This is a genomic window from Kocuria sp. BT304 (assembly GCF_003290245.1).
In the GTDB taxonomy this organism is placed as follows: Bacteria; Actinomycetota; Actinomycetes; order Actinomycetales; family Micrococcaceae; genus Kocuria; species Kocuria rhizophila_A.
Genome location: NZ_CP030039.1, coordinates 416,038 through 430,269, shown reverse-complemented (window position 1 = coordinate 430,269; position 14,232 = coordinate 416,038). Strand labels below are relative to the sequence as shown.

Below are 14,232 nucleotides of genomic sequence, written 5' to 3'. Positions count from 1 at the left end.
GCGATAGGCCACAGCTATTGGCCAGCCAACGGGGTGGTCACTAGCATTGGGCCATGCAGCCCTCCTTTGAGCTGCGGGTTCTGCGCTACTTCGTTACTGTTGCGGAAGAGTTGCACTTCGGACGCGCCGCCACCCGGCTCCACATCACCCAGCCGTCGCTGAGCGTGCAGATCCGCAATCTCGAACGCTCCCTCGACACGCCTTTACTCAACCGGACCAGCCGGGCGGTGACTCTGACCCCGGCCGGGGAGGTCCTGTTGGTCCATGCCCGGGGCCTGCTGGAGGCCGCTGAGGCGGCCGCTTCCTTGACCCGGCAGGCAGCCCGGGAACCGGGCCGGAAACTGGTGGTGGGCTTCCAAGCCAACGCCGCCGCCGAACTCACCCGGGCCGTCTTAGCGGCCTACCGCCACGAGAATCCAGCGGTCCAGGTGGAAATGCGCTCCTACCACTTCAGCGACCCCACCGCGGGGTTGGCCGATGGCAGCGCCGACGTTGCCTTTGTGCGCCCGCCCTTGCCGCAGTTCAAGGATCTGCGAATGGCCCCCCTCTTCACGGAGCCCCGGGTGCTGGTGGTCTCAGAGGCCTCGGAGTTCGCTACCCGGTCCTCGGTCCGGGTAGAAGAACTACTCGAGGAGCCCTTCGTGGCCCGCAACGCTCCGGATCTGTGGCGAGACTTCTGGCTTGCCGTCGACGCCCGTCACAGCCACCCCCCGGTCATCGGCTCCGAGGCCAGCACCGTCGACGAGTGTTTCGAGGCCATCCTCAGTCAGCAGGGCGTCGCTTTCACGCAAGCCTCCACCCAACGTTTCTACAGTCGCCCCGGCCTGGCTTTCGTCCCCGTGGCCGACCTGTCTCCCTCCACGGTCAGTGTGGCCTGGCGCCAGGACAACGAACACGGGGCGGCGCGCGCCTTCGTCGAAGCCGCCCAGCTCACCGCCCTGAGCACCACACTCCCCCGGTCGGCACAGCCGATCTAAGCAGTCCGTCTGAAGCGGGGCCCATCCGCCGCGCGTCACCGCGAGCCGCGGATGGCTGCGGGCCATGACCACCGTGATGCTCACCCCCGTCCTGACATCCGTTACTGCGGTAGGTCCTCGCTCCTACGCGAAAACAGTCGCGGCGTGCAGTTCCTCCACACTGCGTGGCGGCCCATGAGTGAGGAGGCGCTGGAAGGTGTCCGGACCGAAGATCTCGTCGAGTGCCAGGTGGGCGGCGCCAATGATTCCACCTTCTCCGGCGCTGTTCAGGTGAGCGGGGCCCAGGACCAGGTCCCGCGTGGCCAGGGGCAGGGAGCATTGATAGACGGTCTCACGGATGCTTGCCAGCAATTGTCCGCCGCTCGAAACGACACCTCCACCCATCAAGATGATGGATGGGTTGAAGAAGTTGACGAGCGTCGACAGGACCGAGCCGATGGTCCTACCGCTGTGGGTGAGGGCTTCCACGGAGAAGTGATCTCCATCGCGGGCTGCGATGATGACGTCTTGGGCTGTGATGGTCCCGGTCTCGGTGAATCGTTGCTGGAGGATGGGGCTACGGCCGTTCTGGGCGGCGCGCAGCCCCTGCAGCCTCAGGGCTCCGCCGCCGGCGATGGCTTCGAGGCAGCCGTACTTGCCGCAACGACAGGCCACGTTCTCCGCCCCCGCCACGGGAACGTGCCCGATGTCTCCGGCACTGCCTTGGGCACCGCGGTGCAACCGCCCGGTCGAGACGAGCCCCGCTCCGATGCCAGTGCCGATCTTCACGTAGATGAAGTCCTGACCCCGGAGTTCCCGCCTGGATCTGAGTTCGGCGAGGGCCAGCACATTGACCTCGTTGTCGACCCATACCGGTGCCTGGAACGTGGCCGTGAGTCGTTCTCGCACGGGGTAGTTGTCCCATCCGGGCATGATCGGCGGTTCGCTGGGCCGCCCGGTGGCGTATTCGACGGGGCCGGGCAGTCCTACGCCGACGCCCCAGACGTCCCCTTCCGAGAGATCAGTCTCCGCCAGCAGGTCCTTGAGCACCTTTTCTGCTCGGGAGAGCACGGACTCGGGTCCGGCTGCGATCTCATGAACTGCGCCGCCCAGGGCCAGCACGTTGCCGGCCAGATCCGTGGCGCCGACCGTGAATGAGGTGGCTCCGAGCTCAAGGCCGAGGATGAGTCCGGCTGAGGCGTTGAAGCGCAGGAGGCGAGGGTTTCGCCCACCGGTCGACTCCCCGTACTCGCCCTCCATTACCAGGCCCGACTCCTGCAGGACGGTGAGGCGCTGAGTGAGAGCGGTACGGCCGAGACCGGTCTTGGCCGCCAGTTCTGGGCGGGTTTGGGGCCCTTGCCTGCGGATGATGTCAAGGGTGAGAGCGGCGCTGTGGGCAAGGTTGGCGTCCATGCCGGACAGAAGAGCGGGAGTGGGCATAGTCCTATCCAACATCTTTTCCGTCGAAACGTGCACCGAACACCCTTGACTTCTGTGTATGAACGGCAATAGTCTGCGTGTGAAGAACATAACACGTGAGTTCCCTCACATCCCAAGGAGCAGACAGTGAAGTTGGCGTACCACTCGATCACGTGGGGCGGAGTCATCGGCGACCCGACCGGCGTCACCAGCATCAAGGACCTCTACTACCGCTCGGCCGGGACGGTGACGGACTCGTTCGCCCCCATCCAGCAGGCCGGGTACTCCGGGGTGGAAATGTTCGAGGGCAACCTCCACGACTTCTCCTCCCACCTGGGAGATCTCCAGTCCAGGCTCTCCGACCACGAACTCGAGCTGGTCAGCGTCTACACCGGCGGGAGTTTCATCTACGCGGACGCACTCGAGGACGAGCTGCACAAGGTCCGTTCCACGGCCGAACTCGCCGCGGCGGCCGGGGCCGGTCACCTCGTCCTGGGTGGTGGCGCCATCCGAGCGGCCGGCACCCGTGCGGACGACTACAAGCGGCTTGGTGGTGCGCTGGACACCGTGGCGCAGATCGCCGCCAGCAACGGCCTGCGCGCATGCTTCCACCCCCATCTGGGCACGATCGTGCAGTCCCCCGAGCAGTTGGAGACCGTTTTCGCCGAGACCGGCATCGGCTTCTGCCCCGACACCGCCCACCTGGCCGCTGGCGGTGGGAACCCGGCCGAAGCCGTGCGCAAATATTCCGACCGCCTGACGCTGGTGCATCTCAAGGACTACGACTCCACCAGCGGTCGTTTCCTGCCGCTGGGGGATGGGGAGCTGAACTTTCGGGGCGTTCTCGACGCCGTCCAGGAGGCACACTACGACGACTGGGTGGTCGTGGAACTGGACTACTACGACGGGGATCCTGCGGAAGCCGCTCGCCGCAGCCGCCAGTACCTGAGAGACCTGGGACTGTGAACCGCCGAGCCCGTCTGGCGGCAGCAGCCAGCTTGGTGACCCTGTCGGTCTCCTTGACAGCATGTGCCTCCAGCACCGCAAACAGCACATGCCTGCTGCCCGACTACGCCCCGGCCCAGGAAGCCCTGCAAAAGATGGAGGGCGAGGTCCTCAGCAAGGGACCCCAGGGGGAGGAACCGGTCTCCGCCGACACCTTGGGCCTGACCGGCACCGAGGTCGAGGAGGTCAAGGGCAAAAAGGCGACCGCGGCCATCGTCATGCACTACACCGGCGACGACTGGACGGCTGCACAGCTAAACGGGCTGAGAACACGGTTCGCCGAACTCGGCATCGAGGTCATCGGCGTCACCGACGCCGGTCAGGACCCGAGCAAGCAGGTCTCGGACATCGAAAACATGATCGCGCGCCAGCCCGACATCATGGTCTCGATCCCCACGGATGCTGTGGCCACGGCGGGAGCCTATCGCCGGGCAGCCGAAGCGGGGATCGATCTGGTGTTCATGGACAACGTTCCGACCGGCTTCGTGCCGGGCGAGGACTACATCTCCGCGGTCTCCGCCGACAACTACGGCAACGGGGTCGTCTCAGCCCACCTGATGGCCCAGGCGCTGCAGGGCAAGGGGAACATCGGGGTTATCAAGTATGGGGTCGACTTCTTCGTGACTAATCAGCGTTACGAGGGGTTCACCGAGACCATCCGGAACGAATACCCCGGCATCAACATCATCGCCGAGCGGGGCATCTCCGGCGACGACCTAGCCGGAGAAGCCCAGAACACCGCGAACGCGATGCTCCTGAGGCACCAGGACGACATCGACGGCCTCTGGGGTGTCTGGGACGTGCCCACAGAGGGGATCATGGCCGCCGCCCGTACGGCGGAACGCGATGACATCAAGATCACCACCGAGGATCTGGGCTTGAACGTGGCGATCGCCACGGCCCAGAACACTGCGGTGGCCGGGCTGGGCGCTCAACGCCCCTACGACCAAGGTGTGGCCGAAGCCACCCTGGCCGCTTACGGACTGCTCGAAAAAGACGCACCGCCCTATGTAGCCCTCGGTGCCCTGCCTGTGCACCACGGCAATCTGCTGGAGGCCTGGCAGGACATCTACCACCAGGACGTTCCCGAGCCCCTCCGGGAGTCCTACGTCGAGTGCACCCCGCCCACGAACTGACATCTGAGCCAGCCCAAGAAATGGAGCAATGACAATGCAAGAACTGAAGATCGCCATCATCGGAGCCGGATTCATGGCCAAGGCGCACTCCGTGGCCTACGCGACCATGCCGATGTTCTTCTGGCCCGCCCCGGCCCGCCCGGTGCGAGAACTGCTGATCGACGTCAACGAGGCGTCTGCAGCCGACGCCGCAGCCCGCTACGGGTGGAACCGTTCGGGCACGGACTGGCGTGCGGCCGTCGAAGACCCGAGCATCGACGTGATCGACATCGCCACCCCGAACCACCTGCACGCGGAGATCGCCATCGCCGCTCTGCAGGCCGGCAAGCACGTGATCTCCGAGAAGCCTCTGGCCCGGGGTGCCGAGGAGGCCAAGGCCGTGTATGAGGCGGCGCTGGCCTCGGACCGCACCACCATGGTCGCGTTCAACTACCGCCGTACCCCCGCGATCACCTATGCCAAGAAGCTCATCGACGAAGGACGCATCGGCACGATCCTCAACTTCCGCGGCACGTACCTCCAGGACTGGTCGGCCAGCCCGGACTCCCCGCTGTCCTGGCGTTTCCGCAAGGACATCGCCGGCAGCGGTGCCCTGGGTGACATCGGCACCCACGTTGTCGACATCGCCCGGTACCTGGTGGGCGAGATCTCTGCGGTCAGTGCCCAGGCCCGCACCTGGATCCCGGAACGCCCCGTACCCAGCGGCACCGTCGACAAGCTCGGCGCCGGTGGTGACGCCAATGCCCCGAAGGAGACTGTCGATGTCGACGACGAGGTCATGACCATGCTCCGCTTCGACAACGAGGCGATCGGCAGCATCGAAGCCACCCGCAACGGCTGGGGTCGGAATAACTTCCTGACCTTCGAGATTCACGGCACCGAAGGCTCCATCACCTTCGACTATGAGAAGCGGGACCAGCTGCAGGTGATCTTCGCCTCCGACGATCCCGCCGAACGAGGCTTTCGGACGATCTATACCGGTCCCGCCCACCCGCACGGGGAAGCGCTGTGGCCCATCCCCGCCCTGGGCATCGGATACGGCGAAACCAAGATCATCGAAGCCCACGACCTCTTCCACGCCATCATCAACGGCACCCCAGCCAGCCCTGACTTCGCCGATGGCTACCAGATCGAAAAGATCGCCGACGCAATCCTGGAGTCCTCAGACAGCGGGCAATGGGTGACCGTGGAAGGGCTGCAGTAACCATGTCCGGCACAACCGTGGCCCCCTCACCCGCGACCGGGACCGTCGCCGTGTCCATGCAGGGCATCGAAAAGGCCTTCGGCGCCAATCGGGTGTTGCAGGGAGTGGACTTCGAAGTGCTCGCCGGTGAGGTCCACACCCTTGCTGGGGAGAACGGAGCCGGCAAGTCCACACTCATGAAGATCTTGCAAGGCGTCTATAGCGCCGACGCCGGGGAGGTCGCCGTGGGCGGGCGGCCCGTGACCATCACCTCCCCGATCGCTGCCCGTGAGGCGGGGGTGGGCATGGTCTTCCAGGAGTTCAGCCTGGTTCCCACCCTGAGCGTTGCCCAGAACGTCTTCCTCAACCGTGAACCCCGCACTGCCCTGGGGCTGATCGACGAGGAGGCCATGGAGCGCGAGACGGAGAAGATCTTCGAGACCTTCCAGCTGCCGATCAACCCCAAGGATTCCGTCGATCGGTTGAGCACGGCGTACTGGCAACTGACCGAGATCGCCAAGGCCATCTCCCAGGACGCCCGGGTGCTCATCCTCGATGAGCCCACCGCGAGTTTGTCGAAGAAGGAATCGGAGATTCTCTTCGCACTGATCAACCGGTTGACCTCCCAAGGGATCGGCATCGTCTACATCTCCCACCGTATGGAGGAGATCTACCGGGTCACCGACCGCATCACGGTCATGCGCGACGGGGCCGTGGTGCTGACGGACCACGCCGTCAACATCACCCCGGAGGACCTCGTCGAAGCCATCATCGGGCGTCGACTGGAGAACGCGCTGGCCTATGAGACCCACGGCGTGGATCGTTCCGGGACTCCGCGGCTGGAGGTGAAGGGCCTGTCCACCGATCACGGCTTGGAGGACATCTCCTTCACTGTTCACCCTGGGGAGGTCCTCGGGTTGGCCGGGCTGATGGGCTCAGGCCGTACCGAGCTCGCGCGCGCTCTTTTCGGCATCGACAAGCACCGCAGCGGCGAGATCTTTGTCGACGGTGAGCCTGTCTCCGTCACGACCCCGGTCTCGGCCATGGAAGCCGGATTCGCTCTCGTGCCCGAAGACCGCCGTGAACAAGGACTGGTGCTTTCGCACAGCATCCGCGACAATCTCCTGCTGCCACTGCTGGGCCGATTCCGCCGGGGCCCGCTCATGGACGAACGGCGCTCACGACAGTTCGTGACCGAGGTGCTGAAGAAGTTCGAGGTGAAAGGGGCGGCCCCCGCCCTCGAGATCCGAATGCTGTCCGGCGGCAACCAGCAGAAAGTCGTTCTGGGCCGCTGGGTCTCCACCGAACCCAAGATCCTCATCCTGGACGAGCCGACAGCTGGCATCGACATTGGTACCAAGGGTGAAGTTATCGAGCTGATCCGAGGACTGTCTCAAACCGGCACCTCCGTGGTGCTGATCTCCTCGGAACTGACCGAGCTACTGGCCGTCAGCGACCGCATCCTGGTCCTGCGCAAGGGCCACCTCCAATCCACCCTGGACCGCTCCGAGATCGAAGATGAAGAGTCGCTCCAATTGACCATTCAGGGAGTCTGACCATGTCCACCCCTACCTCCACTTCAGCCCCCACCCAGGCGGACACCACTGCCCGCAGGAGCTCGGTGGATTGGCGCAACTACATCATCTACATCGGCCTGGTCCTGGTGTACGGGATCTGCGTCCTCTTCCTGCACAGCTCAGGCTTCGCCACCACCGAAAATCTGCTGAACATCTTTCGCCAGACAGCCATGATTGCCTTCATGGCGGTGGCCGTCACGTTCGTAATCGCCTCCGCGGAGATCGACCTCTCCGTCGGGGCCGTCGCCGGGCTGGCCAGTGTCACGGCAGCCATGGGTGTAGCCACTGGCGGCCCGGTCACCGGTGCCCTGGCCGGCATCGGCACCGGCGTGCTCGTCGGGCTGGTCAATGGCAGCCTGGTGGCCTTTGCCCGGATTCCCTCATTCCTGGTCACTCTGGGCATGATGGGCATCGCCTTGGGCGTGGCCATGTGGATCACCGGTTCCGCCCCTCAGCCCATCCTCTCCCCCGGGTTCAACGCCTTCTTCGGCGGTGGATCGATCGGCCCGATCCCGGCCCTGCTCATCTGGGTCGTCATCGCCACCATCATCGGTGCGATTGTCATGCATCGCACCGCCTACGGCCGTCGAGTGCTGGCCACCGGCGGCAACGAGCAGGCCGCCATCTACAGCGGCGTGCGCACGCGCCGAATCATCTTCAGTGTCCTCATGGCCTCAGCCATTGCCGCCTCGATCGCGGGCATGCTCTACGCCGGCCGCCTGGAATCCGGCCGCTACCAGTGGGGCAGCGGAGACGAACTGTCGGTCATCGCGGCGGTCATTCTCGGCGGCACCAGCCTGTTTGGCGGCCGTGGGGCCGTCGTCGGATCCGTGATCGGGGCGCTGCTGATCGGCGTGATCAACAACGGTCTGGTGCTGGCGGGCCTGGACACCAGCCAACAAAACATCGTTCGCGGCGTGATCATCATCCTCGCCGTGGCCCTGGCTCGAAGGAAGTAGCGCAGTGCGTGCAGGAATCATCGGCGGGGGCATGATCGCCCGCGTCCACGCTCACGCCGTGCGTGCCTCGGGGCACGAGGTGCTGGCCGCAGCCGGCCGAGACTCGGCATCCGGTCAACGCGCAGGGCAGCAGACGGGGGCCAGAGAAGTGCACTCCACTCCCCTGGATCTCATCGAAGATCCCCGCGTCGAGGTGGTGCACATCTGCTCACCCAACGACACCCACCCCGATCTCGTACGTGCCGCCCTGGGGGCCGGCAAACACGTGATCTGCGAAAAGCCGCTGGCCACCGGCCGGGCCGACGCGCAGGCGATGGTCGATCACTGGCGGGCCACCGATCTGGTGGCCACCGTCCCATTCGGCTACCGCTTCTACTCCTCCATCCGAGAGCTGCGGGCCCGTTTGTCCTCGGGGGAAGAGACACCGCACCTGGTGCGGGGCAACTACCTGCAGGACTGGCTGTCGCGTCCCACGGACATGAACTGGCGGGTGGACTCCGCCCAGGGTGGTCGGTCCCGCGCCTTCGCCGACATCGGTGTCCACTGGTGCGACCTCCTGGAGTTCATCACCGGACAACGCATCACGTCCCTCACCGCCGACCTGTCCACCGTCTACGACACCCGAGGGGCGAGCCCAGAGTCGGTGAGCACCGAGGACGCGGCCGTGCTCGTCTTCCGGCTCGACGGAGGCGCCTTGGGCAGCGCCACGATCTCGCAGGCGGCACCGGGGCACAAGAACGACCTGCGCCTCGCCGTGGATACCCCCGTGCACTCCTACGAATTCCACCAGGAGGAACCGAACACCCTGTGGATCGGGGCGCGGCAGCAGACCCGCATCTGGAATCGAGCTGACGAGGACGCCTCGCCCTTGTCGACCGCCTACGACCAGTCCCCGGGAGGACATCCCCAGGGGTGGCGCGATGCCTTCACCTCCTTCGTCGCCGACACGTACCGTGCCGCCCAGGGCGAGGAGGTCGATGGGCTGCCGACCTTCGACGACGGCCTGCGCGCAGCCGTTCTCACCGACGCCGTCCTCGCCTCCGCCTCCTCCGGCCGGTGGGTGGACATCAAATAATGCACCCTCTGCCCCGAAACACTCCCTTGCCCACCGGCTCGCTTCCGGAGCGCGACGGATTCGTCGGCGAATTCGAAAAGGAACCCATCATGACTCACGAAAAATCCCACCCCGTCACCCTGTTCACCGGCCAGTGGGCCGACCTGCCCTTCGAGGAGGTGGCCCGGCTAGCCGCTGAATGGGGTTACGACGGGCTGGAGATCGCCTGTTCAGGCGATCACCTCGACGTGTGGCGGGCCGCCCAGGACGACGCCTACCTGGCCTCCCGCACCGACATCCTGAAGAAGTACGGGCTGGGGGTGTGGGCGATCTCCAACCACCTCACCGGCCAGGCCGTGTGCGATGACCCCATCGACTTCCGCCACCAGGCCATCGTCGGCTCCCGCATCTGGGGCGACGGTGAGGCCGAGGGTGTGCGGGCCCGTGCTGCCGAGGAGCTCCGGCTCACCGCGAAGGTCGCCCGCAAACTCGGGGTTGATACCGTGGTGGGCTTCACCGGGTCGTCGATCTGGCAGTACGTGGCGATGTTCCCCCCGGTGCCGGCCTCGGTGATCGAGGCCGGCTATGAGGACTTCGCCGCCCGGTGGAATCCGATCCTCAATGTCTTCGACGGCGAGGGGGTGCGCTTCGCCCACGAGGTCCACCCCTCGGAGATCGCCTACGACTACTGGACCAGCGTCCGGGCATTGGAAGCGATCGAGCACCGGTCGGCGTTCGGCTTCAACTGGGACCCCAGCCACATGATGTGGCAGGGCATCGACCCTGTCGGCTTCATCATCGAGTTCGCCGACCGGATCTACCACGTCGACTGCAAGGACACCCGCCTGCGTCCGTCCACCGGCCGGGCCGGGATCCTGGGCTCGCATCTCCCCTGGGGTGATCCGCGGCGCGGGTGGGACTTCGTCTCCACCGGGCATGGGGACGTGCCCTGGGAGGACGCCTTCCGGGCGTTGCGCGCTATCGGTTACACCGGGCCGGTTTCCATCGAGTGGGAGGACGCCGGAATGGACCGCTTGCACGGTGCCCCCGAAGCGCTGCGCCATGTCCGGTCCCTGCTCTGGAAGACCCCTGAGTCCTCATTCGACGCCGCCTTCAGCCACCAGAACTGACCCTGGCCGGCCGACACCGGCCGCCACAACGCAACATAGGAGGAAAAAATCATGGAGATCATCCAGGACCACACCGGCCGCCCGGCCCAGCATGGACGGGCATTCGTCAACGGTGTCCGTTTGCACTACGCCATCGCCGGCCAGGGAGAACCGCTGTTCCTGCTGCACGGAGTGCCAAAGACGTCCTACCACTGGCGCCGTGTCGTTCCGCTGCTGACGCCGTACTACACGGTCATCACCCCGGACCTGCGCGGGCTAGGAGATTCGGAGCATCCTCAGGACGGCTTCGACATGAAGAACATGGCCGAGGACATCGCCCAGCTGGCCACTCACCTCGGATACGAGACCTTCAACCTCGTCGGAGAGGATTGGGGGGCCTCGACCGCTTACCAGGTCGCGGCCCAGTACCCCGATCGCGTGAAGAAGCTCGTGTACCAGGAGATGATCCTCCCCGGCTTCGGTCTGGAGGACTATTCGTTCCTCACCCGTGAAAACGTCAGCACCTACGTGTGGCTCTGGCACATCAACTTCTACAGCGTCCCCCACTTCCCCGAATTCCTCATCAGCGGCAAAGAGCGAGAGTACTTCAACTACTTCATCAAGCACGAGACCCACAACCCCCAGGCCATCACCCCCGACGCCCTGGACGAGTACGTCCGCTGCTACTCGTCACCGGGCGGGCTGCGCAGCATGCTCGAGATCTACCGCGCAACCCTCGACGACGCGGACCAGAACTGTGAGGCAGCGAAGACCAAGCTCACGATGCCTGTCCTCGCGGTCGGCAGCGAGTACTTCATCGGGGCCGACACCGAGCGACAGATGCGCGAGGTCGCCGAGGACGTGCGCGGAGTCATTCTCCCGTGGGGCCACCAGCTGGCGGAGGAAGACCCCGAAGCGCTGGCATCCGCCTACCTGGACTTCTTCGGCCGCAAATAGCAGCATCCCGAGGCCCCGGGCGACCGAGCGCCCGGGGCCTCGGGTGCACCGCTTCCGGATACGGGACCCGGTCAGCCGAGACCATCAGCAACGCCAGGACTGAAAGGAACGACGAACAATGTCATCAACCCCAGGAAATTCCGGTGCATTCTTCCGCGTGGCACAAAGCGAGAGCGGCTCCTGGTGCTTCATCGATCCGGACGGCAAGCCGTTTTTCTCGCTGGCCCTCAACCACATTGACGACACCGACCTCCGCTATCCGCACAACGTGGAGATCTTCGAACGCAAGTACGGCTCACGCCAAGCATGGACCGAGGGAGTTGTCCGCGACCTCCAGGACCTGAACTTCAACACCATCGGATGGACATCCCAGTACATCAGCGGGGGATGGGGCGAGACGCTGGACTGGTTCGGCGACCCAGTCGACCTCGGCCACTCCCATCCCTGGCCCGATCAGCACCTTCTCGACGCCGGCATGCCCTATGTGGTGCAGATCCGGGTGCAGGAGATCGAGGACTGGAACGGCCACCCGGCGTACCGAGACGTGTACGGCGAGGACTTCCACAAGTACGCAGACTGGATCGCCCGGCGCATGGTGTCGGATCACAAGGGCAGCGCGAACCTGGTTGGCTACTTCCTCGTCGACATCCCCGGATGGTTGCCCCATGCCTCCGGACGATTCTGGCCCGGATTCGAAGGACTGAGCCAGGACGAGCACGACCAGAAGCTGTTTGACGTGGCTACTCAGTACTATCGGACAATCACCGAGGCAATTCGGCGCTATGACCCAGACCACTTGATTCTTGGGGACCGGTACAACGGCAACAAGGGCATTCCTGAAGCGGTCCTGCGCGCTATGGTGCCGTTCGTCGACGTCCTCTCTGTCCAGTACTTCACTGGGAAATCCGCTGAAGAGTATGCAACCATGATCGAAGACCTCCGCGGCTGGCACGAGCTGACGGGCAAGCCAGTGGTCATCGCGGACATCGGCAACTGGGTTCCCACAGACATGAATCCTCACCGCACGAGTGACATGGACACCCAAGCCGAACGCGGCGCGGACTACGCCAGCGGTCTAGCACGGGCCGTTGCAGAGCCCTGGATTATCGGTTGGCATTGGTGCGGCTATATCGAGAACCTCGGACGCGGGTGGGGCATCAAGGACCCCCACGACGAGTTCTATACCGACATGACAGACCAGATCCGCGAAGCGAATGCGAGAGCACAAGCGGAGGCGACTCCACGCATGTGATCCTTTCCGCCGCAGAGCCCCGCTGCGGGACCCGATCGGCAAACTGGTCCGTCCACGGGGCACCATGGGTGGAGGCTAATTTGTTGTAGCTCATGAGGTTGTGGTCACTGGGGTGGGCATGAAGAAACGGGCCTCTTCTGGTCGGGCTGGAGGTGTCTAGCTGCAGTAGGGCGTGACATTGTTGTCTCGGGTCGGGGTGCGTGACGCCGTGGGCTGATCGACGCAGGCGGTATGGGGCTCTTCAGAGATGACTGTGGGCGCGCCGGTGGTGTGGTGCAGCTGGGGATAGACGTCGAGGTCCCCGATGATGAGCGGACTCTCAACCCTGCTCCCACCAAGGACGGGACTGCCTCGAAACGCCTACACGCCACCGAGGAAGTCGTCCCTGCCCGCCACCGCCTGGGCGAGATGGGTATCCTCTCTGTCGTCGGAGAGTTCGTCCAGGTCCTAGATCGCCCGTTGCTGGGAGATCTTGGACTTGCGGAAGTCCAGGACAATCCCTGAGTCCGCGCCCTGCGGGAGGGAATTTTCCTTCTGCGCCACGAAGGAATCCGTGACGCACAGCAGAACCACCAATGTCATGAACGCCGCAATCCATGTCGCGATTATGTTCGTCGGCGATCACCCTTCACTCAACGTCGAGGACCAACCCCGCAATACCGCACTCGTGTCCTATGTGGCCCACGTCGCTATCTATAAGTGGCTGCCCCGCTGTCTCCGGTCAGTTCCACTTGGCCGGTGCTGCTCTGAGTGGCAAAAACAGATCAGCGGCTCCCGTGCCCCCACCCTTGCGGGACGGCACCCAGCAGCGGAATGCGATGCCCGTCGAGTGGTGGGAGGTCCGCCAGGTACTGGCGGTTGGAGGTGTGCAGACGATCGGGCTCTGCGGGCCAGCTGCCCAGGACCACCCCGGCCACGTTGACCCCGCGGCGTTGCAGAGCTTCCAAGCTGAGCAGGGTGTGGTTGAGGGTACCCAGGTCCGGGCGAGCCACCAGCACTGTGCTCACCGGTGCCGGGCCAACGGTGTCAGGGATGCTCCCACGTGCTTGTCCCACACCAGCCCGGCCCACGGGGGCTGGCCCCTGGTTCACCGGCCACTGGTGTGCCGCTCCGTGCGGAGCCATTCCCTGCAGACCCACTGCCAGGTCCGCGATGGTGTGCCGATCCCCGTCCAGTTCCACGAGCACGCCCCCGCTGCCCTCCACGAGCACGAGGTCGTGGGACTTCTGTAGTTCCACGATTTTCGCCACGTGGGCCGTGATCGGCAGCAGCTCCACCCTGTCGATGGCCGCGGCGGGAGGGGGTGCCATGGGTTCGCTCAGCCGCTGTCCCTCCGCGATGGTGAGTGCCCCGGAAGGCACACCGGCAGCGCGGACCAGCCGAGCACCGTCCTGCACGTCCCCCGGGTCGTCACCGCGCATGCCGGTCTGCTGCGGCTTGTAGACAGCGATCCGCCGCCGGCCCGCGTACCACCCAGCCACTGCCAGGGCTGCTGTGGCGTAGGTCTTGCCGACGTCGGTGTCCGTGCCGGTCACCAGGACGGTGGAGCCGAGTGACGAGAAGATGCCGCGCAGAGGATTGGTCATGGGGGTCTCCTGCCCGTCCGTGGGGTGGGTGATGAGCGC

The 14,232-nt window shown here is 65.2% G+C and carries 13 protein-coding genes; 10 read left to right on the top strand and 3 right to left on the bottom strand.

The features are described from left to right. Positions 1-53 precede the first annotated feature (53 nt). Positions 54-977, top strand: coding sequence for a LysR family transcriptional regulator (locus tag DNL27_RS01930; protein WP_112234551.1), 924 nt, complete (start codon positions 54-56; stop codon positions 975-977). A 123-nt stretch (positions 978-1,100) separates the two neighbouring features. Here the strand turns inward: DNL27_RS01930 and DNL27_RS01925 are convergent, their stop codons facing one another. Continuing rightward, positions 1,101-2,369 carry an ROK family transcriptional regulator gene (locus DNL27_RS01925; RefSeq protein ID WP_162627088.1) on the bottom strand — a complete coding sequence of 423 codons (1,269 nt, stop codon included), beginning with the start codon at positions 2,367-2,369 and terminating at the stop codon, positions 1,101-1,103. Positions 2,370-2,522: 153 nt separating this feature from the next. Here DNL27_RS01925 and DNL27_RS01920 point away from each other — a divergent pair, with 153 nt between their 5' ends. The 9 genes from DNL27_RS01920 to DNL27_RS01880 all read left to right on the top strand — a co-directional run bounded on the left by DNL27_RS01920 (position 2,523) and on the right by DNL27_RS01880 (position 12,607). Next, positions 2,523-3,341: a sugar phosphate isomerase/epimerase gene (locus DNL27_RS01920; protein WP_112234549.1), complete on the top strand. Its 819-nt coding sequence runs from the start codon at positions 2,523-2,525 to the stop codon at positions 3,339-3,341. A gap of 35 nt (positions 3,342-3,376) precedes the next feature. After that, positions 3,377-4,516, top strand: a complete 1,140-nt coding sequence (locus tag DNL27_RS01915; protein ID WP_239494416.1) for a substrate-binding domain-containing protein — start codon at positions 3,377-3,379, stop codon at positions 4,514-4,516. A gap of 28 nt (positions 4,517-4,544) precedes the next feature. Next, entirely contained in the window at positions 4,545-5,720 is a 1,176-nt protein-coding gene (locus DNL27_RS01910; protein ID WP_239494415.1) for a Gfo/Idh/MocA family protein, read from the top strand. A gap of 2 nt (positions 5,721-5,722) precedes the next feature. Further along, positions 5,723-7,255, top strand: a complete 1,533-nt coding sequence (locus DNL27_RS01905) for a sugar ABC transporter ATP-binding protein (protein ID WP_239494414.1) — start codon at positions 5,723-5,725, stop codon at positions 7,253-7,255. 2 nt (positions 7,256-7,257) lie between these two features. Next, on the top strand, positions 7,258-8,235 hold the full coding sequence (locus tag DNL27_RS01900) for an ABC transporter permease (protein WP_112234546.1): 978 nt from the start codon (positions 7,258-7,260) through the stop codon (positions 8,233-8,235). 31 nt (positions 8,236-8,266) lie between these two features. Next, a complete protein-coding gene (locus DNL27_RS01895) occupies positions 8,267-9,310 on the top strand; it encodes a Gfo/Idh/MocA family protein (protein ID WP_112234545.1) in 1,044 nt (347 codons plus the stop codon). 89 nt (positions 9,311-9,399) lie between these two features. Continuing rightward, complete coding sequence (locus tag DNL27_RS01890) at positions 9,400-10,419, top strand: sugar phosphate isomerase/epimerase (RefSeq protein WP_112234544.1); 1,020 nt, start codon at positions 9,400-9,402, stop codon at positions 10,417-10,419. A 51-nt stretch (positions 10,420-10,470) separates the two neighbouring features. Continuing rightward, complete coding sequence (locus DNL27_RS01885) at positions 10,471-11,355, top strand: alpha/beta fold hydrolase (protein WP_112234543.1); 885 nt, start codon at positions 10,471-10,473, stop codon at positions 11,353-11,355. Between the two features lie 118 nt (positions 11,356-11,473). Next, on the top strand, positions 11,474-12,607 hold the full coding sequence (locus DNL27_RS01880) for an agarase (RefSeq protein ID WP_112234542.1): 1,134 nt from the start codon (positions 11,474-11,476) through the stop codon (positions 12,605-12,607). Between the two features lie 447 nt (positions 12,608-13,054). Here DNL27_RS01880 and DNL27_RS12535 read toward each other — a convergent pair whose 3' ends face one another. After that, positions 13,055-13,189 (bottom strand): hypothetical protein, encoded by a 135-nt coding sequence (locus DNL27_RS12535; RefSeq protein WP_255416986.1) that lies wholly within the window; start codon positions 13,187-13,189, stop codon positions 13,055-13,057. Between the two features lie 182 nt (positions 13,190-13,371). Continuing rightward, positions 13,372-14,193 carry an ATP-dependent dethiobiotin synthetase BioD gene (bioD, locus tag DNL27_RS01875; RefSeq protein WP_112234541.1) on the bottom strand — a complete coding sequence of 274 codons (822 nt, stop codon included), beginning with the start codon at positions 14,191-14,193 and terminating at the stop codon, positions 13,372-13,374. Positions 14,194-14,232: the final 39 nt, after the last annotated feature.

Excerpts from the sequence above, each read along its gene's own strand:
- DNL27_RS01900 (WP_112234546.1), top strand. The coding sequence starts at position 7,258 with ATGTCCACCCCTACCTCCACTTCAGCCCCCACCCAGGCGGACACCACT.
- DNL27_RS01925 (WP_162627088.1), bottom strand. The coding sequence starts at position 2,369 with ATGGACGCCAACCTTGCCCACAGCGCCGCTCTCACCCTTGACATCATC.
- DNL27_RS01895 (WP_112234545.1), top strand. The coding sequence starts at position 8,267 with ATGATCGCCCGCGTCCACGCTCACGCCGTGCGTGCCTCGGGGCACGAG.
- DNL27_RS01930 (WP_112234551.1), top strand. The coding sequence starts at position 54 with ATGCAGCCCTCCTTTGAGCTGCGGGTTCTGCGCTACTTCGTTACTGTT.
- DNL27_RS01910 (WP_239494415.1), top strand. The coding sequence starts at position 4,545 with ATGACAATGCAAGAACTGAAGATCGCCATCATCGGAGCCGGATTCATG.
- bioD (WP_112234541.1), bottom strand. The coding sequence starts at position 14,193 with ATGACCAATCCTCTGCGCGGCATCTTCTCGTCACTCGGCTCCACCGTC.
- DNL27_RS01905 (WP_239494414.1), top strand. The coding sequence starts at position 5,723 with ATGTCCGGCACAACCGTGGCCCCCTCACCCGCGACCGGGACCGTCGCC.
- DNL27_RS01880 (WP_112234542.1), top strand. The coding sequence starts at position 11,474 with ATGTCATCAACCCCAGGAAATTCCGGTGCATTCTTCCGCGTGGCACAA.
- DNL27_RS12535 (WP_255416986.1), bottom strand. The coding sequence starts at position 13,189 with ATGACATTGGTGGTTCTGCTGTGCGTCACGGATTCCTTCGTGGCGCAG.
- DNL27_RS01885 (WP_112234543.1), top strand. The coding sequence starts at position 10,471 with ATGGAGATCATCCAGGACCACACCGGCCGCCCGGCCCAGCATGGACGG.
- DNL27_RS01890 (WP_112234544.1), top strand. The coding sequence starts at position 9,400 with ATGACTCACGAAAAATCCCACCCCGTCACCCTGTTCACCGGCCAGTGG.